Annotated in this window: 26 protein-coding genes; 14 read left to right on the top strand and 12 right to left on the bottom strand. The window is 58.0% G+C overall.

The features are described from left to right. Nucleotides 1–3: 3 nt before the first annotated feature. Nucleotides 4–1950 (bottom strand): ABC-F family ATP-binding cassette domain-containing protein, encoded by a 1947-nt coding sequence (locus L1249_RS09240; RefSeq protein ID WP_062373037.1) that lies wholly within the window; start codon nt 1948–1950, stop codon nt 4–6. Nucleotides 1951–1979: 29 nt separating this feature from the next. Between L1249_RS09240 and L1249_RS09235 the strand changes: the two genes are divergently transcribed. From L1249_RS09235 to L1249_RS09205, 7 genes are all read left to right on the top strand, one after another. Then, the gene (locus L1249_RS09235; protein WP_062373040.1) at nt 1980–2552 is read left to right on the top strand and encodes a TIGR02444 family protein; all 573 of its coding nucleotides are present in this window, start codon (nt 1980–1982) and stop codon (nt 2550–2552) included. Between the two features lie 199 nt (nt 2553–2751). Further along, nucleotides 2752–3801, top strand: coding sequence for a TRAP transporter substrate-binding protein (locus L1249_RS09230; protein ID WP_054644906.1), 1050 nt, complete (start codon nt 2752–2754; stop codon nt 3799–3801). Nucleotides 3802–4110: 309 nt separating this feature from the next. Then, entirely contained in the window at nt 4111–4689 is a 579-nt protein-coding gene (locus tag L1249_RS09225) for a TRAP transporter small permease (protein ID WP_044629861.1), read from the top strand. A 28-nt stretch (nt 4690–4717) separates the two neighbouring features. Next, nucleotides 4718–6001 carry a TRAP transporter large permease gene (locus tag L1249_RS09220; RefSeq protein WP_044629862.1) on the top strand — a complete coding sequence of 428 codons (1284 nt, stop codon included), beginning with the start codon at nt 4718–4720 and terminating at the stop codon, nt 5999–6001. 21 nt (nt 6002–6022) lie between these two features. Further along, nucleotides 6023–6466, top strand: a complete 444-nt coding sequence (locus L1249_RS09215) for a universal stress protein (RefSeq protein ID WP_054640748.1) — start codon at nt 6023–6025, stop codon at nt 6464–6466. 151 nt (nt 6467–6617) lie between these two features. Next, complete coding sequence (locus L1249_RS09210; protein ID WP_054640749.1) at nt 6618–7298, top strand: FKBP-type peptidyl-prolyl cis-trans isomerase; 681 nt, start codon at nt 6618–6620, stop codon at nt 7296–7298. Nucleotides 7299–7301: 3 nt separating this feature from the next. Then, entirely contained in the window at nt 7302–8369 is a 1068-nt protein-coding gene (locus L1249_RS09205) for a PHB depolymerase family esterase (protein WP_228168930.1), read from the top strand. Between the two features lie 39 nt (nt 8370–8408). Here L1249_RS09205 and L1249_RS09200 read toward each other — a convergent pair whose 3' ends face one another. Further along, complete coding sequence (locus L1249_RS09200; protein ID WP_228168931.1) at nt 8409–9014, bottom strand: SCO family protein; 606 nt, start codon at nt 9012–9014, stop codon at nt 8409–8411. A 4-nt stretch (nt 9015–9018) separates the two neighbouring features. Continuing rightward, on the bottom strand, nt 9019–9522 hold the full coding sequence (locus L1249_RS09195; protein WP_062373046.1) for a hypothetical protein: 504 nt from the start codon (nt 9520–9522) through the stop codon (nt 9019–9021). A 122-nt stretch (nt 9523–9644) separates the two neighbouring features. Here L1249_RS09195 and L1249_RS09190 point away from each other — a divergent pair, with 122 nt between their 5' ends. Next, nucleotides 9645–10559: an AEC family transporter gene (locus L1249_RS09190; RefSeq protein ID WP_137093980.1), complete on the top strand. Its 915-nt coding sequence runs from the start codon at nt 9645–9647 to the stop codon at nt 10557–10559. A 365-nt stretch (nt 10560–10924) separates the two neighbouring features. Next, a complete protein-coding gene (locus L1249_RS09185; RefSeq protein WP_228168932.1) occupies nt 10925–11524 on the top strand; it encodes a glutathione S-transferase family protein in 600 nt (199 codons plus the stop codon). Nucleotides 11525–11527: 3 nt separating this feature from the next. On the opposite strand, the gene trmB is transcribed toward L1249_RS09185, so the two are convergent. The 3 genes from trmB to thiS are packed head-to-tail and all read right to left on the bottom strand — an operon-like array spanning nt 11528 to nt 13333. After that, nucleotides 11528–12277: a tRNA (guanosine(46)-N7)-methyltransferase TrmB gene (gene trmB, locus L1249_RS09180; protein ID WP_235253532.1), complete on the bottom strand. Its 750-nt coding sequence runs from the start codon at nt 12275–12277 to the stop codon at nt 11528–11530. Between the two features lie 12 nt (nt 12278–12289). Continuing rightward, a complete protein-coding gene (locus tag L1249_RS09175) occupies nt 12290–13084 on the bottom strand; it encodes a thiazole synthase (protein WP_044629869.1) in 795 nt (264 codons plus the stop codon). A gap of 27 nt (nt 13085–13111) precedes the next feature. After that, entirely contained in the window at nt 13112–13333 is a 222-nt protein-coding gene (thiS, locus tag L1249_RS09170; protein WP_235253531.1) for a sulfur carrier protein ThiS, read from the bottom strand. A 141-nt stretch (nt 13334–13474) separates the two neighbouring features. Here thiS and L1249_RS09165 point away from each other — a divergent pair, with 141 nt between their 5' ends. Beyond that, nucleotides 13475–13855: a DUF423 domain-containing protein gene (locus L1249_RS09165; protein ID WP_054640754.1), complete on the top strand. Its 381-nt coding sequence runs from the start codon at nt 13475–13477 to the stop codon at nt 13853–13855. Between the two features lie 6 nt (nt 13856–13861). Here L1249_RS09165 and L1249_RS09160 read toward each other — a convergent pair whose 3' ends face one another. Beyond that, nucleotides 13862–14617 (bottom strand): glutaredoxin, encoded by a 756-nt coding sequence (locus L1249_RS09160; RefSeq protein ID WP_228168935.1) that lies wholly within the window; start codon nt 14615–14617, stop codon nt 13862–13864. Nucleotides 14618–14779: 162 nt separating this feature from the next. Between L1249_RS09160 and L1249_RS09155 the strand changes: the two genes are divergently transcribed. Further along, nucleotides 14780–15220: a DUF411 domain-containing protein gene (locus L1249_RS09155; RefSeq protein ID WP_228219198.1), complete on the top strand. Its 441-nt coding sequence runs from the start codon at nt 14780–14782 to the stop codon at nt 15218–15220. Here L1249_RS09155 and L1249_RS17570 read toward each other — a convergent pair. From L1249_RS17570 to L1249_RS09140, 3 genes are all read right to left on the bottom strand, one after another. Next, on the bottom strand, nt 15207–15386 hold the full coding sequence (locus L1249_RS17570; protein ID WP_371317434.1) for an EAL domain-containing protein: 180 nt from the start codon (nt 15384–15386) through the stop codon (nt 15207–15209). The genes L1249_RS09155 and L1249_RS17570 overlap by 14 nt on opposite strands. A 166-nt stretch (nt 15387–15552) precedes the next feature. Next, the gene (locus L1249_RS09145; RefSeq protein WP_054640757.1) at nt 15553–15969 is read right to left on the bottom strand and encodes a PaaI family thioesterase; all 417 of its coding nucleotides are present in this window, start codon (nt 15967–15969) and stop codon (nt 15553–15555) included. A gap of 245 nt (nt 15970–16214) precedes the next feature. Beyond that, complete coding sequence (locus tag L1249_RS09140) at nt 16215–18389, bottom strand: malate synthase G (protein ID WP_235253530.1); 2175 nt, start codon at nt 18387–18389, stop codon at nt 16215–16217. A gap of 219 nt (nt 18390–18608) precedes the next feature. Between L1249_RS09140 and L1249_RS09135 the strand changes: the two genes are divergently transcribed. After that, a complete protein-coding gene (locus L1249_RS09135) occupies nt 18609–19577 on the top strand; it encodes an alpha/beta hydrolase (RefSeq protein ID WP_062373077.1) in 969 nt (322 codons plus the stop codon). Here the strand turns inward: L1249_RS09135 and L1249_RS09130 are convergent. Then, nucleotides 19574–21082: a YifB family Mg chelatase-like AAA ATPase gene (locus L1249_RS09130; RefSeq protein ID WP_137093991.1), complete on the bottom strand. Its 1509-nt coding sequence runs from the start codon at nt 21080–21082 to the stop codon at nt 19574–19576. The genes L1249_RS09135 and L1249_RS09130 overlap by 4 nt on opposite strands. Nucleotides 21083–21280: 198 nt before the next feature. Here L1249_RS09130 and L1249_RS09125 point away from each other — a divergent pair, with 198 nt between their 5' ends. After that, the gene (locus L1249_RS09125) at nt 21281–21616 is read left to right on the top strand and encodes a type II toxin-antitoxin system PrlF family antitoxin (protein WP_137093994.1); all 336 of its coding nucleotides are present in this window, start codon (nt 21281–21283) and stop codon (nt 21614–21616) included. Next, on the top strand, nt 21613–22110 hold the full coding sequence (locus L1249_RS09120) for a type II toxin-antitoxin system YhaV family toxin (protein ID WP_062359218.1): 498 nt from the start codon (nt 21613–21615) through the stop codon (nt 22108–22110). The genes L1249_RS09125 and L1249_RS09120 overlap by 4 nt, the downstream gene beginning before the upstream one ends. 35 nt (nt 22111–22145) lie before the next feature. Here the strand turns inward: L1249_RS09120 and L1249_RS09115 are convergent, their stop codons facing one another. After that, nucleotides 22146–22529 carry a cation diffusion facilitator family transporter gene (locus L1249_RS09115; protein WP_197746069.1) on the bottom strand — a complete coding sequence of 128 codons (384 nt, stop codon included), beginning with the start codon at nt 22527–22529 and terminating at the stop codon, nt 22146–22148. Nucleotides 22530–22692: the final 163 nt, after the last annotated feature.

Below are 22692 nucleotides of genomic sequence, written 5' to 3'. Positions count from 1 at the left end.
TGATCAGGCGTTTTCGCTGGCCAGCAGCTCGGCTTCCATGGCCTCTAACGCCTCTTCTGCAGCGAACCATGTCTGCTCGGCGGCATCCAGGCGCGCTTTAATCTCCGCCTGCTTGGCGAGTGCTTGGGTCAGCTCTGCCTTGCGGGTGCTGTCGGTGTAGAGCTCGGGGTCGGCGAGTACCGCTTCTACTTCCTCAAGTGCCTGCTGCGCTTTTTCCATGCTCTTTTCCGCCTGGTCGCGCTCTTTTTTCAGAGGGCGCAGCTTTTCGCGCAGCTCCGCTGCTGCTTTGCGGGCGGCTTTACGGTCGCCGCTGGGCTGTTGGCTCTGGCGTTCGCTCTTTTCGCTACGGGCGTCGCGGCGGTTCTCTTCCAACCGCGCCTTAAGCCAAGCCCGGTAATCCTCCAAGTCGCCGTCGAAGGGCTCAACCCGGTGGTCGGCCACCCGCCAAAACTCATCCACCGTGGCACGCAATAGGTGTCGGTCGTGCGAGACCAGGATGACCGTGCCCTCAAAGCTTGCCAGCGCCTCGGTCAGCGCTTCGCGCATTTCCAGATCCAAGTGGTTAGTGGGCTCATCGAGCAGCAGCAGGTTGGGCTTTTGCCAGGCCACGAGTGCAAGTGCCAGGCGTGCTTTCTCACCGCCAGAGTAAGTGGCCACCTCGCCAAAGGCGTCATCGCCTTTGAAGCCAAAGCCACCTAGGAAGTTGCGAATTTCTTGATCACTTGCTGTGGGAGAGAGGCGTTGTACATGCACAAAGGGCGTGGTGGTCACGTCCAGGCTTTCTAACTGATGCTGAGCAAAATAACCAATGGCTAAATGTTCACCGGGTACGCGTTTGCCTTCTAACAGCTCAAGCTCGCCCGTGAGTGACTTGATCAGGGTCGATTTACCCGCACCGTTCGGACCTAATAAGCCGATACGGCTCCCGGGGAGTAGCGTAATGTTGACCTTCTCTAACTGAGCGATATCGCCCGCTTCGCCGCGATAGCCAAGGGTGGCTTGGTCCAGCACCAGCAGCGGGTGCGACGTTTTATCAGCGGCAGGCAAGGTAAAGTGGAAAGGGGAGTCCGTGTGGGCGACGGCGATATCCCCCATGCGTTCTAGCATTTTTACCCGGCTTTGCGCCTGCTTGGCTTTTGTTGCCTGAGCGCGAAAGCGGGCAATAAAACGTTCAATCTCTTCACGGCGGGCCTGCTGCTTGGCCGCTTCAGCCTGTTGCAGCGCGAGCTTTTCGGCCCGCGTGCGCTCAAAGCGAGAGTAGTTGCCCCGGTAAAGCTCTAGCGTTTGGTGATGCATATGCACAATGTGATCGCACACAGCATCAAGAAAGTCGCGGTCGTGAGAAATCAGCAGCAGCGTGCCGGGGTAGCGGGTGAGCCACTGCTCTAGCCACAGCAGGGCGTCCAGATCCAGGTGGTTGGTCGGCTCATCGAGCAGCAGCAAGTCGGAAGGCATGAACAGCGTACGGGCAAGATTGACCCGCATTCGCCAGCCGCCGGAAAAATCTGAAAGCGGGCGCATCAGGTCCGACTGGACGAAGCCCAGCCCCACCAGTAGCTGGGCCGCGCGGGATTCGGCGGTGTAGCCATCCAGCGTTTCGATCAGCCCGTGTAGCTCCGCTTCGCGATGGGCATCGCCCGCTTCCCGAGCGGCGAGCAAATCGGCTTGCGCCTTGCGCAATGCGTGATCGCCATCCAGCACGTACTCCACGATGGGGCGATCCAGCGCCTCCACTTCCTGGGCCATGTGGGCGATCCGCTGGCCACCGCTCATCTCTACATCGCCCTGGTCCGGGCCCAGCTCGCCCAGCAGGAGTTTGAATAGACTCGACTTACCGGCACCGTTGGCTCCAATGATGCCGGCCTTGACGCCGTTATGGAGCGTCAGATCGGCGTTTTCTAGGAGCGTTTGCGTGCCCCGTTGCAGGGCGACTTGGCGCAGTGCGATCATGTTTTCTCCCGAAAAAAGTGGGTAAACCAATGCGCGATTCTAACCGATTGCAGCGCTTGCAGCAGAGGCCGCTGTGGGATTTTGCCTTAGCGCTTTATGCAAAGCCTGGCGTAGAGCACGCCTGTCTCATCTTGCAAGATGAGGCAGGCGTGGATGTGTGCGAGCTGCTGTTTCACTGTTGGCTTTATGAGCATGGCTTAGCTGCTGAACCCGGCCCACTGAAGGCGATACGTGAGGAGCGATGCCGCTGGCAGCAGCAGGTGACGGCCCCGCTGCGCCAACTGCGCCGAGGATTAAAACCCCAAGCCGCCCAGAGCGAATCCATCAGCACGCTGCGTAAAACGCTACAAACCGCTGAAATTCAAGCCGAACGTGAAAATCTTCAATGTTGGCAACAGTGGGCGTTACTCTCATCGGAGCAGGAGGTGAGTGTAATAAAAGGCAGCATAAACCAGCACAATGTTGCACAGTGGCTGCAAGATACGCTGTTTTCGGCACCGCTTGACAACCGTTCGCCGCAAGCGTCACGCGTACGCGAAAACACACAAACGGCACTAATGGCCCTGACAAGCCAGCTTGACCGCTGTGATCCACCACGCTAGCCTGAATTTAAGCTGTTTTTGATCAACCCGCGTTGGCAGCGCTTATTTCGCCCGCTAACCCACAGCAATGCATACAAAGTTACGAATGACGTTTCTGCGTGTTAGCGGCTGAGCCTGAAAGTGAAGCAGCACGGGATAGACAAAAATTAGATTCTGGCGCTCTCGTACGGCGCGCTTACCACTGCTAGGGGAACTCTGCATGAAGGCAAGCAAATTAGTTTCAACTCGTTCCGTTACCACCAAATTAATCACTACGGCAAGCGTAGGTGCTCTGCTGTTGGGCCTAAGCGCCACTGCCCAGGCGGATAACTGGCGTTATGCCCACGAAGAGTACGAAGGCGACGTGCAGGATGTGTTCGCTTACGCGTTTAAAGAGTACATCGAAGAGAACTCCGACCACTCTGTACAAGTTTACCGTTTTGGTGAGTTGGGTGAGTCTGATGACATCATGGAGCAGACTCAGAACGGCATTCTCCAGTTTGTTAACCAGTCGCCTGGTTTTACTGGTGCACTGATTCCAGAAGCCCAGATCTTCTTTATTCCTTACCTGCTGCCGACCGACGAAGAGACCGTTCTAACATTCTTCGACGAGAGTAAAGCGATCAATGAAATGTTCCCGGAGCTTTATGCGGAACAGGGACTTGAGCTGCTGAAGATGTACCCAGAGGGTGAAATGGTAGTCACTACCGACGAGCCGATCAGCTCGCCGGAAGATATGGATAATAAGAAAATCCGTACCATGACCAACCCGCTGCTGTCGGAAACCTACGACGCCTTTGGTGCGACGCCGACGCCGCTGCCCTGGGGTGAAGTTTACGGTGGCCTGCAGACCGGTATTATCGATGGTCAGGAAAACCCGATTTTCTGGATCGAGTCCGGCGGTCTGTATGAAGTATCTCCGCACCTGACCTTTACCGGCCATGGCTGGTTTACCACTGCCATGATGGCCAATCAGGACTTCTACGAAGGCCTGTCTGACGAAGATAAAGAGCTGGTGCAGGAAGCCTCCAACGCGGCTTACGACCACACCATTGAGCACATCAAAGGTCTGGCCGACGAAGCACTCGCCAAGATTCAGGAAGCGTCTGATGAAGTCACCGTCACGCGTCTGAACGAAGAGCAGATCCAAGCGTTCCGTGATCGTGCGCCGCAGGTTGAGGAAGTGTTTCTCGAAATGACGGGCGATCGCGGTGAAGAGCTGTTGCAGCAGTTCAAGGCGGACCTTGAAGCCGTTAACAGCGACTCCTAATGGGTTAGCGCTTTTACGTTAATCAAGTAACGTCATAAGGGGCAGCCAGCGCTGCCCCTTTTTTGTTGCCAAAGTGCCCTGCAGGTGAGTGGGTTCATCGGCGCAGCTCGCCCCACCACGAAAAAATGTGTACCTCGGCGGCGTAACACAGAAAAATCTACGTACATCCAGCGTTGAAGCGAAAAGAGTCATTACCCGTTACGCTACAAAATGAAGCAAGGCCGAACATACTCCGTTCGGTGGTCAGTGACGGGAGAGTCGCTACGCTGAGATAGCAAGCGACCACGCTGGGTTTAAAGGAGAACGGCCATGACCGAAGAAGAGTCCGAAAAGAGCTACCGGTCCGGTTTGCCCGGGTTTTTGGGAGTGATCGACACTGCAATTAGCAAAATCGAGTCAGTGATACTGGCGATGGGGGTTTTGCTAATGGCGCTGAATACGGTCACCAACGTGATTGCCCGCTTTGTATTCGGCAATAGCATTATGTTCTCAGGTGAGCTGAACCGTATCTTGATTATCATGATTACCTTTGCGGGCATTGGTTACGCTGCCCGCCACGGTCGTCATATTCGGATGTCGGCGATTTACGATGCGCTGCCGGTGGGTGGCCGTAAAGTATTGATGATCGGCATTGCGTTCCTCACCTCGCTGGTGATGTTTTTCCTACTTTATTACTCGGTGGTGTACATCCTCGACCTGTATAGCAAAGGGCGCGTGCTGCCGTCGCTAGGTTTGCCGGTATGGATTATTTATATCTGGGTGCCCATGGGCTTTTTGATTACCGGGATTCAGTACATGCTGACCGCGATTAAAAACCTGACTACCCGAGACGTGTATCTCTCGACTGGGGTTGTGGACGGCTACAAAGATACCGAAACAGAAGTGTAAAGCAGGGATTGCACCCTAGGGGAACGCTATGACGACGATAATGGTAGTCACCATGATTGCCCTGCTGCTGCTGGGCTTTCCAATGATGATCCCGCTGATCACCGCCGCGGTGATTGGCTTCTATATGATGTTTAACGGCTTTGGCCAAATGGATACGCTGATTCAGCAGATGATGGCGGGCATTCGCCCTGCCTCGCTGATCGCCGTACCGATGTTTATTCTGGCCGCCGATATTATGACTCGTGGGCAATCCGCGAACCGCCTGATTGATATGGTGATGTCGTTTATTGGCCATATTAAAGGTGGGCTGGCGGTGAGTACTGCCGCTTCTTGTACGCTGTTTGGGGCGGTATCGGGTTCGACCCAGGCCACCGTGGTGGCTGTGGGGTCTCCGCTGCGTCCGAAGATGTTAAAAGCGGGCTACTCTGATCCCTTTACGCTGGCGCTGATTATTAATGCCAGTGACATTGCCTTTTTGATCCCACCCAGCATCGGCATGATTATTTATGGGGTGATTTCCGGTACCTCGATTGGCGAGCTGTTTATCGCTGGGATTGGGCCGGGCCTGTTAATACTGTTTATGTTCTCTGCCTACTGCATCGTTTATGCCATCGTAAAAGATGTTCCTACCGAAGAGCGTGCCAGTTGGAAAGAGCGGGCCACCGCCGTGCAAAAAGCGCTCTGGCCGCTGGGTTTCCCGGTGATTATCGTGGGTGGTATTTACGGCGGTATCTTTAGCCCCACCGAAGCGGCGGCAGCCTGTGTGCTGTACGCGGTACTGTTAGAGTTTGTGGTGTTCCGCTCGCTGAAAATGCGCGATATCTACGCCATCGCCAAATCCACTGGCCTGATTACCGCTGTGGTATTTATCCTGGTGGCCGTAGGCAATGGGTTCTCCTGGATTATCTCTTTTGCGCAGATACCCCAGGCTATCCTGGAGGCCGTGGGCGTGAATGACGCCGGGCCAACGGGTGTACTGATCGCTATCTGTATTTCGTTCTTTGTGGCCTGTATGTTCGTTGACCCTATCGTGGTTATTCTGGTGCTGACGCCTATCTTTGCACCGGCGATTGCGGCCACCGGGCTAGACCCCGTGTTGGTGGGTATTCTGATTACCTTGCAGGTGGCGATAGGTTCGGCAACGCCACCGTTTGGCTGCGATATCTTTACCGCTATTGCAATCTTTAAGCGCCCCTACTGGGAGGTGATCAAAGGCACGCCACCGTTTATCTTTATGCTGATTTTGGCGGCGGCGCTGCTGATTATGTTCCCGCAAATTGCGCTGTTCCTGCGTGATGTTGCCTTCCGTTAAGCAGTCACAAGGAGAACGCGGATGTTTAATCGCATTTTGGTCCCGGTCGATGGCTCCAAGGGGGCCATCAAAGCGCTAGAGAAAGCCGTTGGCCTGCATATGCTCACTGGTGCAGAGCTGTACCTGCTGTGCGTATTTAAGCACCACAGCCTATTGGAAGCGTCGCTCTCTATGGTGCGCCCCAATAGGCTGGATATCCCCGATGATGCGCTCAAAGAGTACGCCACGGAAATTGCTGTGCACGCTAAGTCCCACGCCATTGAGTTAGGGGCGGATAGCATGCGAGTACGTGCCTTTGTGAAAGGAGGACGACCCTCCCGCACAATTGTACGCTTTGCCCGTAAACGGGAGTGCGACCTGATTGTGATTGGCGCTCAGGGCACGAACGGTGAGAAAAATCTGCTGCTGGGCAGTGTGTCCCAGCGTGTTGCCGGGGCCGCCCACTGCCCAACGCTGGTGGTGTAACGTACGCGGTAGCACTGGCTAAACCTCTACGCATCATTGTGGTCTGACTAACACCCGCCGTTTCAGGTAATGCAGCCTGAAGCGGCGGGTGTTAGTCTTTGAGGCACCCAAAAACATTTGGCGCGCTGCGCCGCTGGATAAGGTTTTTTCCATGAAAGCACTACTCTCTTCTACCGCGTTGACTGGCCTTCTGCTGGTAGCGCCGTTTGCCGCCGCCGCCCCGGAAACCGACGAGCAGCGCTTGGCTTACAGCCTGGGTGTTACGCTGGGCGAAAGCATGCAGGCAGATATTGAAGACCTCGATATTGATGCGTTCACCGACGGTATGCGCGATGTCTTCGATGGCAACGAGCTGGCGATGAACGAAGAAGAGATGATGGAAGCGCTAATGGCTTTCCAAGAGAGTTCAATGGAGGCGCGTGAACAGCAAGCCGCCGAGCTGGCGCAGACGAATCTTGAAGAAGGACAAGACTTCCTGGCAGAAAACGCTGAGCGGGATGAAGTCGAAGTAACCGAGTCTGGCTTGCAGTACGAAGTGCTTGAGTCTGGCGACGGCGCAACGCCCGGCGCAGAAGACACCGTAGAGGTGAACTACGAAGGCATGCTGCTCGACGGTACCGTATTTGATAGTTCCTTCGAGCGCGGTGAGTCGGTTAGCTTCCAGGTCAACCAAGTGATCGAAGGCTGGCAAGAAGCCCTGCAACTGATGAGCGTTGGCGATAGCTGGATGCTCTATATTCCTGCTGATCTTGCGTATGGCGAACGCGGCCAAGGCCCCATTGGCCCGAATGAAATGCTCACGTTCCGCGTTGAACTGCTAGGCATTGAATAAGCCATGGGCATAGCCGTTCATCAGCGCCGTCTCATGGCTGCGCTTATTCTGTTGGGCAGCGCCGTTGCCCACGCCAAGGAAGAGGCACCCGGCCTACCTGCGCTGGGTGCTGCTAGCGACCAAGCCAGCGTGGTAGGAGTCTCTTCTGGCGGTTATATGGCCTCTCAGTTGGCAGTTGCTTGGCCTGAGCGCTTTAGCGGTGTGGGCATGCTAGCCGCAGGCCCATGGGGGTGCGCCCAAGGGGCATTAAGCCTAGCCCTGAACCAGTGCATGATGACACGCCGCGGGCTCCCATCGCTGGATGAACTGGAACAGCGGCGTGAGCGCTATCTTTCATTAGACCAAGTAGGCAGCCAAGACGCGCTAAGCCAGCTACGCGCTTTTGTGTGGCATGGCGATGCGGACGAGACGGTGTCGCCTGCGTTAGGAGATCTGCTGGCTCAGCAGTGGCAAGGCTGGCTGGAAAGCCCTGAGCAGCAACTGCGCTACGTTCAACGGGCAAACACCGGGCACGGCTGGCCGGTAGCGATGCCAAAAGACGCCCCTATTGACCCGCAGTCTTTGGGCGATTGTCGCAACGGCGGCGGCAGTCATGTGCTGGCGTGTGGAGAAGACGTGGCCGGTGAGATGATGGCTTGGCTCTATCCCGAGCGTGAGACGAACGCCAGCGAAGGCGAGCTGTTAGCTTTTGACCAGTCCGACTTTGCAGCGAAGGGCTTTGCCGATACCGGTTATGTGTTCGTACCAGAGGCATGTGAGGCGGGCGGCTGCCCGGTAACGGTGGCGCTGCACGGCTGCCAGATGAACGCGGAGGCCATCGACGACACCTTTGTTCGCTACAGCGGCTTAAACCGCTGGGCGGCGGAGCATGGTCAGGTGGTACTTTACCCACAGGCAGAGAGCAGCATGGCCAACCCGCAAGCGTGCTGGGACTGGTGGGGCTTTGCCGAGAGTACGTGGCAGATCAATCCGCTGCACGATACTCGCGATGGCACCCAGACACAGGCGCTGATGGCGATGTTGGATCATCTACAATCGGCAACTGCTAACCAAGCCGCAACGGCTGAGTAACTACATGGCAGCTAACTTATTGAGGTTCCCCTTTTAGCGTTAGCTGCCAAGTTCGCTTTCCAGCGCCGATACTAACCCGTGGGGCGTTGGAGAGTAGAGCACCCGCTGCAATATTTCCCCTTCACGGTTGACCAAAAACAGCGAAGCGCTGTGGTCGATGGTATACGCCATGGCCGATTCCGGCGCTTCTACCCGCCGCCAAATCACCCCGTAACGCTCAGCCACATCGGTAAGCTGCGCTTGGCTTCCCACTAAGCCGATAAACTCACTGCCGAAGAATTGCATATATTCGCTCATCCGGTCGAGCGTATCGCGCTCTGGGTCGACCGTAATCATGACAGGCACAACCCGCTCACGTTGAGCATCACTCAATTGAGCCAGGGCTTGGCGTTTGACCGCCTGATTCATGGGGCAGACATCGGGGCAGTAAGTGTAGCCAAAGGAGATAATGGCAATTTCATTATCGCCTAGCTGGGTAAGGGAGAAGTCACCCTGGGTAGAGGGCATTGCGATAGGGCCGCCCTGTGGTTCGTCGCTCTCCTGGCCGACGCCTAGCTGGTAAAGGCCCAGGGTGGCCGCCACCACTAGCACGCCTAATAGGGCTAGGCCAAGCCAAAGCGGCTTGCGTTTTATGGGGGCTACCATGCGCTTAACTCCTTTTAACATCGAAATCGAACCAGCTACCCAGCTTACCGTCAGGCGTCTCCAGAATAACCCTAGCGCGCCACGGCATCACCTCTTGCGTGCAAACGCCCACTTGGCCCTGGCCATGAAAGTGTCCGGGCGCAGTGGTGGTAAGCGCAAAGCGGTTTAACCCCATATCCATATCGCGGCCAACAAAATCCACCGTCACTTGGCTGGGGGTGATGCCCTCCACCTCGACATCCAAGGGCAGCACTTCAAGCGCCTCGATACGGCCATCGGCATCAATGGCTAACGTAAGACGGCCTCTGTCCCCCAGCGTTGTCGAACAGGGGGTCATATGCAAGTTGCATTCGCCGCTAGGAGAGAACCACACGATATCGCTATCGGCACGAAGCCAGTTAGCGAACACGTACCATGTGCACGCAGCCAGCGCGAGGCCAGTCACCAGGATAAGCACTTTTAGCGCTGGAAAACCCGTAACATCGACAGGTTTAGGCAAATTCTTCATGGCAGAATAGTCGCTACGCAGGCCATAAGGCGGGGAAATTTATTACATGGTATGCGTTTCATGGTAACAGCTATCCCGCAGATGTCGCTGTGCTGGGATGTCGCACTTAATAAGGAAGAACAATGGAGAGCATTACCGGAGCATTAGGGCCGCTGTTTTTATTGATTTTATTGGGTGCAGCCATGGGGTATGGGCGCTGGCCTAGCCTCGATTTTTGGGCGCAAATGGAGCGGTTTATCTACTTTGTGCTGTTCCCTGCCATGCTGGTGGGCACGCTGGCGACAGCCGATGTGAGCCAAGTGCCCGTTGGCCGGTTGGCGCTGGCATTGCTGGGGGCAATGGCGCTGTTTGGCCTTATATTGTGGCATTTTCGAGCCTGGTTACAGCTCAGCCCGGCGGCATTCACCTCGGTGTTTCAAGGTGCCGTGCGCTTTAATACCTATGTGGGCGTAGCGGGGGCCGCCGCGCTGCACGGCTCGTTGGGGGCCACAACGGCTGCGGTCGCCGTGGCGCTGATGGTGCCCGTGGTGAACGTTATGTGCGTGGCCAGCTTTGTGGCGGCGGGCACGCTGGGTCGCGCAAGCCTAGGTAAAAGCGCGCTAGCGCTGGCGAAAAATCCGCTGATTTTGGCTTGCTTGGCAGGGATTGGGCTGAATCTTAGCGGCGTTGGCCTGCCCGGCTGGAGCGAAGATACCGTCACGTTACTGGGACGCGCAGCACTACCGCTGGGACTGGTGGCCGTGGGGGTCGCGCTTAAGCCCATGGCGCTGCTGCGTATTGACCGAGGGGTGATTGCTACTAACGCCATTAAGCTACTGTGCATGCCAGCATGTGTACTGCTGTTAGCGTGGCTACTGGGGCTCGACCCCGTTAGCCGGGACGTCGCGCTGCTGTTTGCTGCGCTACCCACGGCCACCTCGGCATACATCCTTGCCCGCCAGCTGGGCGGTGATGCGGAATTAATGGCGGCCATTATTACCGGACAAACGCTGCTTGCCATGCTGACGCTGCCATTTTGGCTCAAGCTGGTCGGCTGAAAAAATAAATAAAAAGTATTCGCATTTATGTTGACGGGGTAAATGAGAATGATTATATTGTGTTTGTCAGTGTTTGATGAGCCGCTGGCAACCACGACAGCGACTAGGCAGTTCAGCGCCGGTACCCTGTTATGGTTTCTCCCTCTCATTGCTAGTCACGGTCTTTTGCCGCTCCCCTTGGAGCGGCTTTCTTTTTTATGCCTTCCTATAAATACCACTCAGCCCTTCATGCCCTGTTGATGGGCTGCAGGGCAAACTTTTCCCATGGGTTGTGCGTTGACGTCGGTGGCCTACCTCAAAAGTGGTAGCGGCAGGCCGCATCGAGTGGTTTACGATACGTTTTCGTCACCTGAGGGGAGTCCACCATGCAGCTTTATCTCAATGCTTCTTCACCTTACGCCCGCGTCGTGCGGGTATGCTTGTATGAAAAAGAGCTAATGGAGCGCACAGAGCTCTGCTGGTGCGACCCCTGGGCAGCGGATAGCGAGCTTTTAAAGATTACCCCGCTGAGTCGTATTCCGACGCTGGTGACGGAAGGCGGCGAGGTGTTGACCGAATCGCTGCTGATTGCCCACTATCTGGATGCCGTGGGCGAAGCGAAGCTGCTACCAGCGGATGGTTTAGCGGAAACCCTGGCGCTGGCGGGGTTGGGGCAGGGCTTGATGGAGGCGGCGTTTAACGTGGTGATTGGCCGCAAGCATGGTGGGCCAGGCGCGGATGAGACGCTGTTAGGAAACCGGCGGTTAAAAGCGATTGAGCGCACACTGGTGGCGCTGGAAGCGCACCCTAGCGTGCTGGCTGGCCATACCCAGCGCACGCTAGGGGCGATTGTGGTCGCTGTCGCCCTGGCGTACCTCAGCTTTCGCTTACCGGCCTTTGATTGGCCAAACCGCTTTCCACGGCTGCAGGCGTGGTTTGCCAAGGTGACCGAGTGCGACAGCTTTGCGCTAACGGCGTTTGAGTAAGCGTTACGCTTCCCGCCGGTAAATCAGATCCCAGACGCCGTGGCCGAGCTTTTCGCCGCGGGCCTCAAACTTGGTGAGCGGGCGGAAGGCCGGGCGGGGCACGTAGGGCGACGTCTCGTCGGTGGCGGTGTTAGCGTAGCCGGGGGCAGATTCCATCACTTCCGCCATCCACTCGGCGTAGGCTTCCCAGTCGGTGGCCATGTGGAATGTGCCGCCGGGCTTGAGGCGTGTGCGAATCAGCTCCACGAACGCAGGCTGCACGATGCGCCGCTTATGGTGCTTCTTTTTCGGCCACGGGTCGGGGAAGAATAGCTGCAGCGTAGTCAGCGAGCCTTCGGGCAGACACTGTTCCAGTACCGCCAGGGCGTCTTCCCGGTAAACGCGCAGGTTGGTCAGGCCGCGTTTATCCACTTCATCGAGCAGTTTGCCAACGCCGGGGGCGTGCACTTCGATTCCGATAAAGTCGGTATCCGGGTGGGTTTCGGCCTGCTCGATCAGCGAGTTGCCCATACCAAAGCCAATTTCCACCACGCGGGGGGCTTGGCGACCGAACAGGGCGTCTAAATCCTGGCGGCCATCGGCAATGGTCAGCCCCAGGCGCGGCCATACGTCTTCCAGGCCGCGTTGTTGGGCTTGGGTCATGCGCCCGGCGCGAATCACATAGCTTTTAATGCCGCGGCGGTGCAGCGGCGCATCGGCACTTTCGGGGCCAGTGGTGTTGCTCTCGGGCGCGGTGTCGTTCGTATCGGTCATGGTGTCTCTGTATCAGCCGTTGATTCGGCCTGCAAAAGGCGAAGAGGGGTCGGCACTTTGGCGGCGCGGCATGCGGCCTGCCAAGAACGCATCGCGGCCCGCCTCGACGGCGAGCTTCATGGCGTTGGCCATGCGCAGCGGATCGCGGGCGTGGGCAATGGCGCTGTTGAGCAGCACGCCGTCGCAGCCAAGCTCCATGGCCATAGCGGCATCGGAGGCCGTACCAATGCCTGCATCCACCAGGACCGGCACGCTGCTCTGCTCCACGATCAGGCGGACATTATGCGGGTTTTGAATGCCGTGGCCCGAGCCAATCAATGAACCCAGCGGCATGATGGCGCAGCAGCCCATGGCTTCCAGCTCGCGTGCCACAATCGGGTCATCGCTGGTGTATACCATCACGTCGAAACCGTCGGCCAGCAGGGTCTCGGCCGCTTTGAGCGTCTCGACCACGTTGGGGTAGAGCGTGTGATCGTCGCCGAGCACTTCCAGCTTGACAAGGTTGTGGCCGTCCAGCAGTTCGCGGGCCAAGCGGCAGGTGCGCACGGCATCTTTCGCGTTGTAGCAGCCAGCGGTATTGGGCAGCAGGGTGTACTGCTTGGGCGAGATGACGTCGAGCAGGTTCGGCGCATCGGCATCCTGGCCAAGGTTGGTGCGGCGCACGGCAAAGGTGACGATTTCGGCACCGCTCTGGGCAATGGCAGCACCGGTTTCGGTAAAGTCTTTGTACTTGCCGGTACCCACTAACAGGCGGGAGCTAAAATCACGTCCGGCAATGGTGAACGGTGTATCAGTCAGTTGCGTCATAGCGATTCCTTGAAAAAGCACCGGCAGCTAGCCGCCGCCAATGGCGTGGACCACTTCGATCTGGTCGCCTGCGGCCAGCGGGGTCGCGGCCAGTTGGCTCTTAGGCACAATCTGTTCGTTGATTTCGACAGCGATACGACGCCCGCCCAGGCCAAGCTGCTCGACCAAATCGGCAGCGGTGAGGCCTGAGGTCATGGCGTAGGGTTCGCCGTTGAGCGTAAGCTGTATCGACTCATTGGGGGTAGGCATAAACAGTAAGCACCCTGGTGGATGAGGCAAAACGGCCTCTATTGTAGCGGTTTCGACCCGTGCAAGGTATGCAGCGGGGTGAATATCTCATGATTAACGGGGTGGCGATGCGCCGCCAACATAGGTGAAAAGGAGTCAGGCGTGCAGCGAATCGACAAGCTGTGGTGGTGTGTGGTGGCGCTTTTAGGGGCAACCATGGTGATGCTGGGGGCTTACGCGGCCCATGGGCTCTCGGCACGCACCAGCGCTGCCATGGTAGATATCGTAGAAACCGGCGTGCGCTACCAAGCGTGGCACACGCTGGCCATGCTGGCGGTGCTTGCTTGGCGCAGCCAACGTCCGCTCCCCGGTCAGCAGGTCGTACTCGCCTTATGGGCGTTAGGTGTGCTGGCCTTTGCTGGTTCGCTCTACCTGATGGCGCTGGCCGGGTTGAGCGTAGGTATCGTGACGCCGATCGGCGGGCTGCTGCTGATGGCCGGTTGGCTGGCCCTGGGCGTCACGGCGCTGCTAAGCCGCTCTTAATCGATGCTAGCCCAGTAGCATGCGCAGCGGCATCCACAGGCCCATGCCGATCATCACCAGGTTTTCGGTGAGCGACACAAAGCCGAGCGGTACGTTGCTGTTGCCACCCACGCAGGCGCACTTGAGTTCGCGCTTATCGATGTAAACCGCTTTGAAGACTGATACCGCGCCCACGGTGCCGACGAATAGCGCCAGCGGCGCGGCTACCCAAATCAGTGTACCAGCCAGCATCAACAGCCCGGCGGCGGTTTCGGCGTAGGGGTAAACGTAGCTATAGGGCACGTAGCGCTGGGCGAGCAGGTCGTAGTTGAGAAACATGGTGCTGAAGCTTTCGATATCCTGCAGCTTCTGCAGGCCCAGCAGCACCATCGCGGTCGCTACGGCAAACTCTGGCATGCGCGCCGTGAGCAGCGTGCCCTGGGTCGTCCAGCTCATCGCCAGGCCTATCAATAGCGCGATGGCAAAAATGGCCAGCACCGGGCGGTAGGTAGTCTCTTTGGCATTGGGAACGCTCATCCCTAGATGCTCACGCAGCTCTTCGTAGCCGCCGATACGCTCCCCATCGATATACACCTGCGGCGTGGTATCGACATCTTCTCGCGCCTTGAACGCGTCGATCTCCTCACGAGAGGTGAGGGTGTGGTCATCCACCGCGTAGCCTTTGCGTTTGAGCAGGTCGACGGTCTTCAAGCCGAACGGGCACATGTGCTCGGCGGTTTTCATCCGATACACCTGTGCGGTGTGGTGGGTCGTTGCTGCCATCATCAGCCTCCTTGTCGTCTTACGATCAACGTCCAACCTTTAGCGTAGAACCTGGTGCCGCCCATAGGTCAAATGAGAGGGAAAGACCGTTGTCTGGTCCTTGACCTGTGGGTAGCCCCAAGGTGGTAAGCTTTGCAAAAAACGGTGTCATAGGAGAGCGATATGAAACGACATGCCACTGCGCTGCTGGTATCCGGTGCTTTGATGTTCGGCGCTGCGACCGCCCACGCCGCGCTGCCGGATGAGGCGACGCTGTATAAAAACCCGCAATGCGGCTGCTGCGATGAGTACGCGCGTCATCTTGAAGCGCTGGGCGTAGACGTCACCATCATCGATGACGTCGAGCTGGGTGATATTAAGCAGCAGGCGGGCGTGCCTTACGGCATGGGCTCGTGCCACACCATCGAGATAGGCAACTACTGGATCGAAGGGCACGTGCCGATGGAAGCGGTTGAGGCACTGTTTGAACAGCAACCGGATGTCGATGGCATCGGCTTAGCCGGTATGCCAATTGGCACACCGGGCATGCCTGGGCCCCAAAGCGAGCCTTACAACGTTTACCTATTCAGCGATCAAGACGCCCAGCCGTTTATGACGCTGTAGGCGAAGAAGCGCCGTTGCGTCGCGCAAACTCTGCTGCGGGTGCTGGCTTGCTAAAGAAGTAGCCCTGATAGACATGGCACCCCAAGCGAGCCAGTACTGTACTTTGATCGGCGGTTTCCACACCCTCGGCAATCACATCAAGCCCTAGGCTCTCTGCTAGGGCGATAATGGTGGCGGCTGCCAGGTGGCTGTGGCGGGGTTTGTGCAGCGTTTCCTTAACGCCACCGGTATTCGCGTACGGGACTACCCGATGACGCTGGATCGGCTGATCGACCAGCTCCCCAAAGTGAGTTGAGCGCGTTAAAGCGTGAACGACCGCGCTGTTCGGCTGCCTAGAGTTTATCCGGCAGCGCATAGCTGGCGGTGACATGCACCACGGGGCGCGTGTCATCGCTGGCGGAGAAAATCTGTACTTCGCCCACCGCCAGGCGGCGGCCCAGCTTAATCAGCTTGGCGTGGGCGATAATATCGTGATCGCCGGAGGCTGCGCGTAGAAAGTGGCAGTTTAAATCGCTGGTCACGGCCATCGCTTCGGGGCCTATTTGGGCGAGTATCGCCACGTACAGCGCCACATCCGCAAAGCCCATCATGGTAGGGCCTGACACGCGGGGGCCAGGGCGCAGGTGCTCATGGCCAATGTGTAGGCGCATGGTGGCGCACATCTCTCCAACGCTCACTATCTTGCCCATCCGCTGGGGAAAGACTTCATCTAAAAAGTGCTCAATCTGCTCGGCGGTCATCACGGTCATTGTTGTTATTCACTCTGACAGGCTGGGGATCTGCTGCCAGTAGGTCGCCAAGAGGGCGCTGTGAACCCATCCCTGGGCGCTACTTATGCTATCCTTGGCATAAGACCCTCTCGGCAACCTACTGCCAGCGCATTAAATTGTCGCGTAGCTTGCTGTGTGTTTCTTTTACGTCAACGTAAGGCTAGCATAAATAAAAAAGCCCCAAGGCGCGAGCCTTAGGGCTGGGGGCTATTAAGCGATAGGGCTTACTTAGCCTTATGTACCTGACGCCATGCGTGCAGGAGCGGCTCGGTGTAGCCAGACGGCTGTACGCGACCTTTGAATACCAGGTCAGAGGCGGCTTTGAACGCGGTAGAGCTTTCAAAGTCGGCGCTCATGGCCGTGTAAGTGGGGTCGCCAGCGTTCTGCTCGTCAACTACTTTCGCCATACGCTTGAGGGTTTCCTCAACGCGGGGTGCATCAACGATGCCGTGGTGCAGCCAGTTGGCAATGTGCTGGCTTGAGATACGCAGCGTGGCACGGTCTTCCATCAGGCCAACGTTGTGAATATCCGGCACCTTGGAGCAGCCGACGCCGTGTTCCACCCAGCGCACGACGTAACCCAGAATACCCTGGCAGTTGTTATCCAGCTCTTGCTGAATCTCTTCATCCGACCAGTTGGGGTTTTCCGCTACCGGCACGGTGAGCAGGTCATCCAGGAAGTCCGGCTCGCCCTGGGCTTCCAGCTCGCGCTGAACGTCGTTCACGTTTACTTGGTGGTAGTGTAGCGCGTGCAGGGTCGCCGCTGTGGGGGAAGGGACCCACGCCGTGTTGGCACCGGCTTTCGGGTGGCCAATCTTCTGCTCCAGCATGCTGTGCATCAAATCGGGCATGGCCCACATGCCTTTACCAATCTGGGCGCGGCCGCGCAGGCCACAGGCCAAACCGACCTGCACGTTGTTTTTCTCGTAGGCAGTGATCCACGCGGCGCTCTTCATATCGCCTTTGCGAACCATCGGGCCTGCTTCCATGGCGGTGTGCATCTCATCGCCGGTACGATCCAGGAAGCCGGTGTTGATGAATACCACGCGCGAGGCGGCTTCGGCAATACATGCCTTGAGGTTGACCGTGGTGCGACGCTCTTCGTCCATGATGCCCATTTTCAGGGTGTCACGGCTCATGCCGAGAATGTCTTCCACGCGGCCAAACAGTTCGTTAGCGAAGGCGACTTCTTTAGGGCCGTGCATCTTCGGCTTGACGATGTACACTGAGCCAGCACGGGAGTTGCGCGGCTGGTCGGCGTCTTTCTTCAGGTCGTGCAGGGCCAGCAGCGAAGTCACCACCGCGTCCAGAATGCCTTCCGGCAGCTCGTTGCCGTTTTCGTCCAGAATCGCCGGGGTGGTCATCAGATGACCCACGTTGCGCACGAACATCAGCGAACGGCCCGGCAGCGTGACGGTGTTGCCGTCAGTGGTTTGCCAAGTGCGGTCGGCGTGCAGCTTACGGGTGAAGGTTTTGCCGCCTTTCTCGATGGTCTCTTCCAGGTCACCCTTCATCAGGCCGAGCCAGTTGCTGTACACACCGACTTTATCTTCAGAATCCACCGCCGCAACGGAGTCTTCGCAATCCATGATGGCGGTCAGCGCGGCTTCAACCACGACGTCTTTGACGTGTGCCGGGTCGGTCTTGCCGATGGGGTGGCTGGCGTCGATCTGGATTTCCAGGTGCAGGCCGTTGTTGGCCAGCAGAATCGATTCGGGGGCGGAAGCATCACCGTTAAAACCAATCAGCTTACCGGAGTCTTTTAGGCCGGTTTCACGGCCGCCTTCCAGACTGACGACCAAGTGGCCGTCGCGGATGGTGTACTTCACGGCATCCCGGTGCGAGCCAGTGGCCAGCGGGGCGGCACGGTCCAGCACGCCACGGGCGTAAGCGATGACTTTTTCGCCGCGTTTCGGGTTGAAGCTGGTGCCTTTTTCCGCGCCGTCCTCTTCGGAGATGGCGTCGGTGCCATACAGCGCGTCGTACAGGCTGCCCCAGCGGGCGTTGGCCGCGTTCAGGGCGTAGCGGGCGTTGCTCACCGGCACCACCAGCTGCGGGCCTGCTTGCGTGGCGACTTCGCGGTCAACATTGGCCGTGGTGGCTTTCACGCTATTTGGCGCGTCTACCAAGTAACCCACTTCTTTCAGGAAGCTGCGGTAGGCGGGCATGTCGCTGACCGGGCCGGGGTTTTCACGGTGCCAAGCGTCCAGCTTCTCTTGCAGCGTGTCGCGCTCTTCAAGCAGTTGGCGGTTTTTCGGGGTCAAATCGTGGAACAGAGCATCGACACCGGCCCAGAAGGCGCTTTCGTCGACGCCGGTGCCCGGCAGAGCCTGCTCGTTGATGAAACGATCTAGGTCGGCTGCCACCTGTAAACGGTGACGCGTGATACGCTCGCTCATGGGGTTCTCCTGTGAAGGTGCCCGTGGTTGGTTTGAGTGCCACGGTTCGGGTGAAGGGTGATTTATGGAAAATACTTCCACACCTGCGTTGGCATGTAAACAGCGTAGACCCTAAAGCGTTAAAATGCTCGACCAAATGATAAGAGCGGGCGGCACCGCCGCTGTTATTTTGTGCTGTTACTCAGTCCATGGAAGTGTGGTGTTCACGGAGAGATGTCAATGCATAATTTCCAGCACTTGGAAGACCTGTTCCGGCAGGCGCAAGGGGAGTCGTCGCTCTCCCGCTTGACGCCAGGCGACGCGCTAACGGACGCTGTGCATGACTACTTTCGCCACTACGGCTTAGAGGCGCTGCTCAACGACACTAGCGAAGTGCATGCTGGATTCGTCGATACCGGACGGTTCGCGCTGTGGTGCCAAGTGTGGAGTCCCCCCGAGCCTACCGGCACCGCCTTTGTCATTCATGGCTATTTCGATCATTTGGGCCTGTACCGCCACCTGCTCAGTTGCCTGCTGGCCAAAGGCTGGCGCGTGGTGCTGTGGGATTTGCCTGGTCACGGGCTTTCCAGCGGCCCCCGGGCGGAAATTGAGGACTTCGATGACTACCAGCACTGCTTGGCGCACCTGCAAGAGACGCTGCAAACTCTCGGCATGGCACCGGAACCGTGGCTGGGCGTTGGCCAAAGCACCGGCGCGGCGATTCTCGCCACTGATGCGCTCACCCGTCGCGACACGGCCGGCTGGGCTGGCATTGTGCTGCTGGCCCCGCTGGTGCGCCCTTGGCGCTGGAGCCAAGCCAGCTGGCTGCATTTAATCGCCAGCCCCTTTGTCAAAGAGCTGCCGCGCAAGTATCGTCCCAACTCCACCGATGAAGCGTTCACCGCCTTTCTACGCGACCAGGACCCGCTACAGCCCGAGCGCTTGAGCGTGGCCTGGATCACCGCCATGCGCCGTTGGATGCCGCGCCTGTTAGCGCTTGAGCCCAACCCACTGCCCACGCTGATTCTGCAGGGCGAGCAGGACCTCACCGTGGATTGGGAGTGGAACCTGGCCATCCTGGCGGAAAAATTCCCCAACGCGGAGATTCACCGCCACCCGGAGGCGCGCCACCACTTGGTGAACGAAGCCGAGCCGATTCGCCAAGTGCTGTTTGAAGCGCTCGATCGCTTTATCGAGAACGTGCATTAAGCTCCCTTCAATAGCCGATCCAACTGCCGGTAGCCGATGGCTTCGATAAAGTGCGGCTGGGAGGGCTTGGGTTCGCCCTGTAAGTCAGCCAGCGTCAGCGCCACGCGTAGCACGCGGTGGTAGGCGCGGGCGGAGAGCTTGAGCTTTTCCAGCACGCCTGCCAGCCAGGCGCGCTCTTCATCATTAAGGGCGCAGGCGGCTTCCAGCGCTTTACCGCTGAGCTGGCTGTTGAGCGCGCCCCGAGCCATTTGCCGCTCCCGGGCCGCCATCACTCGCTCGCGCACCGCGCTGGAGGGCTCGCCCTGGGTTTGTGCGGTGAGTTGCTCCGGGGGCAGCGCGGGCACTTCCACTTGCAGATCAATACGATCCAACAGCGGGCCAGAGAGGCGTGCCTGATAGCGCTGAATTTGGCTGGCACTGCACTGGCAGCGTTGGCGTGGGTCGCCCAGGTGCCCGCAGGGGCAAGGGTTCATCGCGGCAACGAGCTGAAATTGAGCGGGATATCGGCGCTCATGGCTGGCGCGAGACAGATGAATTTCCCCTGTTTCTAGGGGTTGCCGAAGGACCTCCAGTACGTTGCGGGAGAACTCTGGCAGCTCATCCAAAAACAGCACGCCGTGGTGCGCAAGCGATATTTCACCCGGTTTGGGTTTGGAGCCGCCGCCGACCAGTGCGGCGGCGCTAGCGCTGTGGTGGGGTTGGCGGAAGGGCCGTTGGCCCCAGTCGGCTTCCAGTGGCAAGCCACATACCGAACGCACCGCCGCCACCTCCAGGGCGTCGTCCTCGGAAAGCGGCGGCAGAATGCCGGGCAAGCGGCTGGCGAGCATGGTTTTTCCGGTGCCGGGTGGGCCTGCGAGCAATAGGTTATGGCCTCCTGCAGCAGCGACCTCTAACGCCCGGCGCGCCTGATGCTGGCCGCGAACGTCGGCTAAGTCCGCCACCGGGGCGGTAGATTTGACGGAGGCGGAGAGCTGGTGGGGCGGAATTTTCTCCTGGCCCAGTAAGTGAGCCACCACTTGCCAGAGAGAGTCGGCGGGCAGCACCGGCAAATCGCCCGCCAGGGCGGCTTCATCGGCGCAGGCGCGGGGCACGATCAGCGCTTTGTTGGCGCGCCGGGTGGCCAGCGCAAACGGCAGCACACCGGGTACCGCCCGCAGCTTGCCATCCAGGGCCAGCTCACCTGCGCACTCCATGCCTTCCAGCGCATCCACCGGGATTTGGCCCGATGCCGCGAGAATGCCCAGCGCAATCGGCAAATCGAAACGGCCACCCTCTTTGGGCAGGTCCGCCGGGGCGAGGTTGAGGGTAATGCGCTTGGTGTTGGGGAAGTCAAAGCCCGCGTTGATCAAGGCGCTGCGCACCCGTTCGCGGCTCTCTTTCACGGCGGTTTCCGGTAAGCCCACCAGGGTTAACCCCGGCAAACCGTTGGCTAAATGAACCTCTACATGCACCGCCGGTGCTTCCAACCCCACGCCTGCCCGCGTGGCGACAATGGCTAGCGTCATCGCCTTTCCTCTGCTGTTGTCACTTACTCCAATGTAGGATAAAGCTATATTAGCTTAAGTATTTAACCTAACGTAATTAAGAAGGCTTTGGTAGCGCTTAAGCAACTGGTTCAAGTAGCGGAGATGGCTTGACGAGGTAATGCGCCTGCATTACTTTGCATGCATTACCTTTGCATTGCTATCAAGCGGAGAGCGACAGTGAGCACGCTTATCGAAGACGACTCAACTCTGACGGATCGCTATCAAACGACTGTTCCGGCATCGATTCGCCGGGCGCTAAAGCTGAAGCGCCGAGACCGTATCCATTATACCGTTCGTCCTGATGGAGAAGTGGTGCTTTCCCGGGCGAGTGATGAGGCCAAGCACGACCCTGTGATGGTCAACTTCCTCAATTTTCTAGAGCGCGATCTTCTGGCGCATCCGGAAAATATTCGCCCGGTGACTGCCAGTAGCTTTGCCGAGGCCGAACGGCTTACCGCAGGTATTGAGGTAGACCTCGAAGAGGCGCTGGAAGAGGATGATGACGACGAATGAAGCCTCTGGAGGTTAATGGGTGGACGATTTATGCCCATCCGTTGTTCTTGGAACAAGTCGAAGCACTCACCTTGAAGGTGAGACATCTTCAATCGAAAGATCCTGCCGGTTATCGAAACAAGGCGTCCACCAAGCGTCTAGCAGCGATCATGAAGCTAGCCTTGAATGATATTCCGCAGGATCCATCAGGCACTCAATATCGCCAAGGGAGCACGCTTGGCACAGAGCACACTCATTGGCAACGAGCAACGTTCTACCAGCAGTACCGGCTGTTCTTTCGCTATGATGCTGCGAGCAAAATCATTATTTATGCATGGGTCAATGATGACGCTACAAAACGCGCTTATGGCAGTAAGCATGATGCTTACTCTGTCTTTCAGAAAATGCTCAGCAGTGGCAACCCACCGGATAGTTGGACAGCCTTACAGAAAGCCTCAATGAGCGAAGTGGAACGAACCCATTTACTTTTAGCGGCAGATAACAACGATAACTAAATCATACTAGATCTTTTTGGGGGTTCTTCGTCACTTTATGTGGATTTGGCCTGATCGAACAGGCGGCCCACGCTTTCTATCACCATGTACAGGGCGAATACGGCCAGCAGTATCGCCCCAGTAAACCCGCCCAGCGCGTTGACCTTTCCGGTGCCAAACGAGAACCGGTCACTCGTAGCCTGCTTCCGAGCATAGGCATACGCGAAGGCGGCAATGCCCAGTGCCACTGCGTGAGAACCCATGTGCAACCCATCGGCCAGCAGCGCCATTGATCCGTAGATCACCCCCGCCGTAATTTCCCACACCATCATGGCCAGGGTCAGCCCGACCACAATGAGCGTCCGCGACTCACCGGAGCGTTTATGATTCTGGCCAAACGTGTGATCGTGTTGCCATTGGTCAAGGCGATGGTGATGCATGACGGGCGTACCTAAGGAAAGAAGATCATATTCAGCGTAGGCGCTATCGAGCATTGCGACGCCACCTATCCCCCCAGGGGGGATAGGTGGGATACTAGTGGAGATCAGGTGGGTTCACAACCAAGCGTGTGAGAGTAAGCGCAGCGAACTATAAAGGACGACG

Source organism: Halomonas sp. Cn5-12 (genome assembly GCF_021532545.1).
In the GTDB taxonomy this organism is placed as follows: domain Bacteria; phylum Pseudomonadota; class Gammaproteobacteria; order Pseudomonadales; family Halomonadaceae; genus Vreelandella; species Vreelandella aquamarina.
This window is presented reverse-complemented; position numbering and strand designations above follow the sequence as displayed.

Excerpts from the sequence above, each read along its gene's own strand:
- L1249_RS09225 (WP_044629861.1), top strand. The coding sequence starts at position 4,111 with ATGACCGAAGAAGAGTCCGAAAAGAGCTACCGGTCCGGTTTGCCCGGG.
- L1249_RS09115 (WP_197746069.1), bottom strand. The coding sequence starts at position 22,529 with ATGCATCACCATCGCCTTGACCAATGGCAACACGATCACACGTTTGGC.
- L1249_RS09130 (WP_137093991.1), bottom strand. The coding sequence starts at position 21,082 with ATGACGCTAGCCATTGTCGCCACGCGGGCAGGCGTGGGGTTGGAAGCA.
- L1249_RS09195 (WP_062373046.1), bottom strand. The coding sequence starts at position 9,522 with ATGAAGAATTTGCCTAAACCTGTCGATGTTACGGGTTTTCCAGCGCTA.
- L1249_RS09240 (WP_062373037.1), bottom strand. The coding sequence starts at position 1,950 with ATGATCGCACTGCGCCAAGTCGCCCTGCAACGGGGCACGCAAACGCTC.
- L1249_RS09140 (WP_235253530.1), bottom strand. The coding sequence starts at position 18,389 with ATGAGCGAGCGTATCACGCGTCACCGTTTACAGGTGGCAGCCGACCTA.
- L1249_RS09205 (WP_228168930.1), top strand. The coding sequence starts at position 7,302 with ATGGGCATAGCCGTTCATCAGCGCCGTCTCATGGCTGCGCTTATTCTG.
- L1249_RS09160 (WP_228168935.1), bottom strand. The coding sequence starts at position 14,617 with ATGGCAGCAACGACCCACCACACCGCACAGGTGTATCGGATGAAAACC.
- trmB (WP_235253532.1), bottom strand. The coding sequence starts at position 12,277 with ATGACCGATACGAACGACACCGCGCCCGAGAGCAACACCACTGGCCCC.
- L1249_RS09190 (WP_137093980.1), top strand. The coding sequence starts at position 9,645 with ATGGAGAGCATTACCGGAGCATTAGGGCCGCTGTTTTTATTGATTTTA.
- L1249_RS09200 (WP_228168931.1), bottom strand. The coding sequence starts at position 9,014 with ATGGTAGCCCCCATAAAACGCAAGCCGCTTTGGCTTGGCCTAGCCCTA.
- L1249_RS09135 (WP_062373077.1), top strand. The coding sequence starts at position 18,609 with ATGCATAATTTCCAGCACTTGGAAGACCTGTTCCGGCAGGCGCAAGGG.
- L1249_RS09210 (WP_054640749.1), top strand. The coding sequence starts at position 6,618 with ATGAAAGCACTACTCTCTTCTACCGCGTTGACTGGCCTTCTGCTGGTA.
- thiS (WP_235253531.1), bottom strand. The coding sequence starts at position 13,333 with ATGCCTACCCCCAATGAGTCGATACAGCTTACGCTCAACGGCGAACCC.
- L1249_RS09145 (WP_054640757.1), bottom strand. The coding sequence starts at position 15,969 with ATGACCGTGATGACCGCCGAGCAGATTGAGCACTTTTTAGATGAAGTC.
- L1249_RS09175 (WP_044629869.1), bottom strand. The coding sequence starts at position 13,084 with ATGACGCAACTGACTGATACACCGTTCACCATTGCCGGACGTGATTTT.
- L1249_RS09185 (WP_228168932.1), top strand. The coding sequence starts at position 10,925 with ATGCAGCTTTATCTCAATGCTTCTTCACCTTACGCCCGCGTCGTGCGG.
- L1249_RS09155 (WP_228219198.1), top strand. The coding sequence starts at position 14,780 with ATGAAACGACATGCCACTGCGCTGCTGGTATCCGGTGCTTTGATGTTC.
- L1249_RS09220 (WP_044629862.1), top strand. The coding sequence starts at position 4,718 with ATGACGACGATAATGGTAGTCACCATGATTGCCCTGCTGCTGCTGGGC.
- L1249_RS09120 (WP_062359218.1), top strand. The coding sequence starts at position 21,613 with ATGAAGCCTCTGGAGGTTAATGGGTGGACGATTTATGCCCATCCGTTG.
- L1249_RS09230 (WP_054644906.1), top strand. The coding sequence starts at position 2,752 with ATGAAGGCAAGCAAATTAGTTTCAACTCGTTCCGTTACCACCAAATTA.
- L1249_RS09235 (WP_062373040.1), top strand. The coding sequence starts at position 1,980 with ATGCGCGATTCTAACCGATTGCAGCGCTTGCAGCAGAGGCCGCTGTGG.
- L1249_RS09215 (WP_054640748.1), top strand. The coding sequence starts at position 6,023 with ATGTTTAATCGCATTTTGGTCCCGGTCGATGGCTCCAAGGGGGCCATC.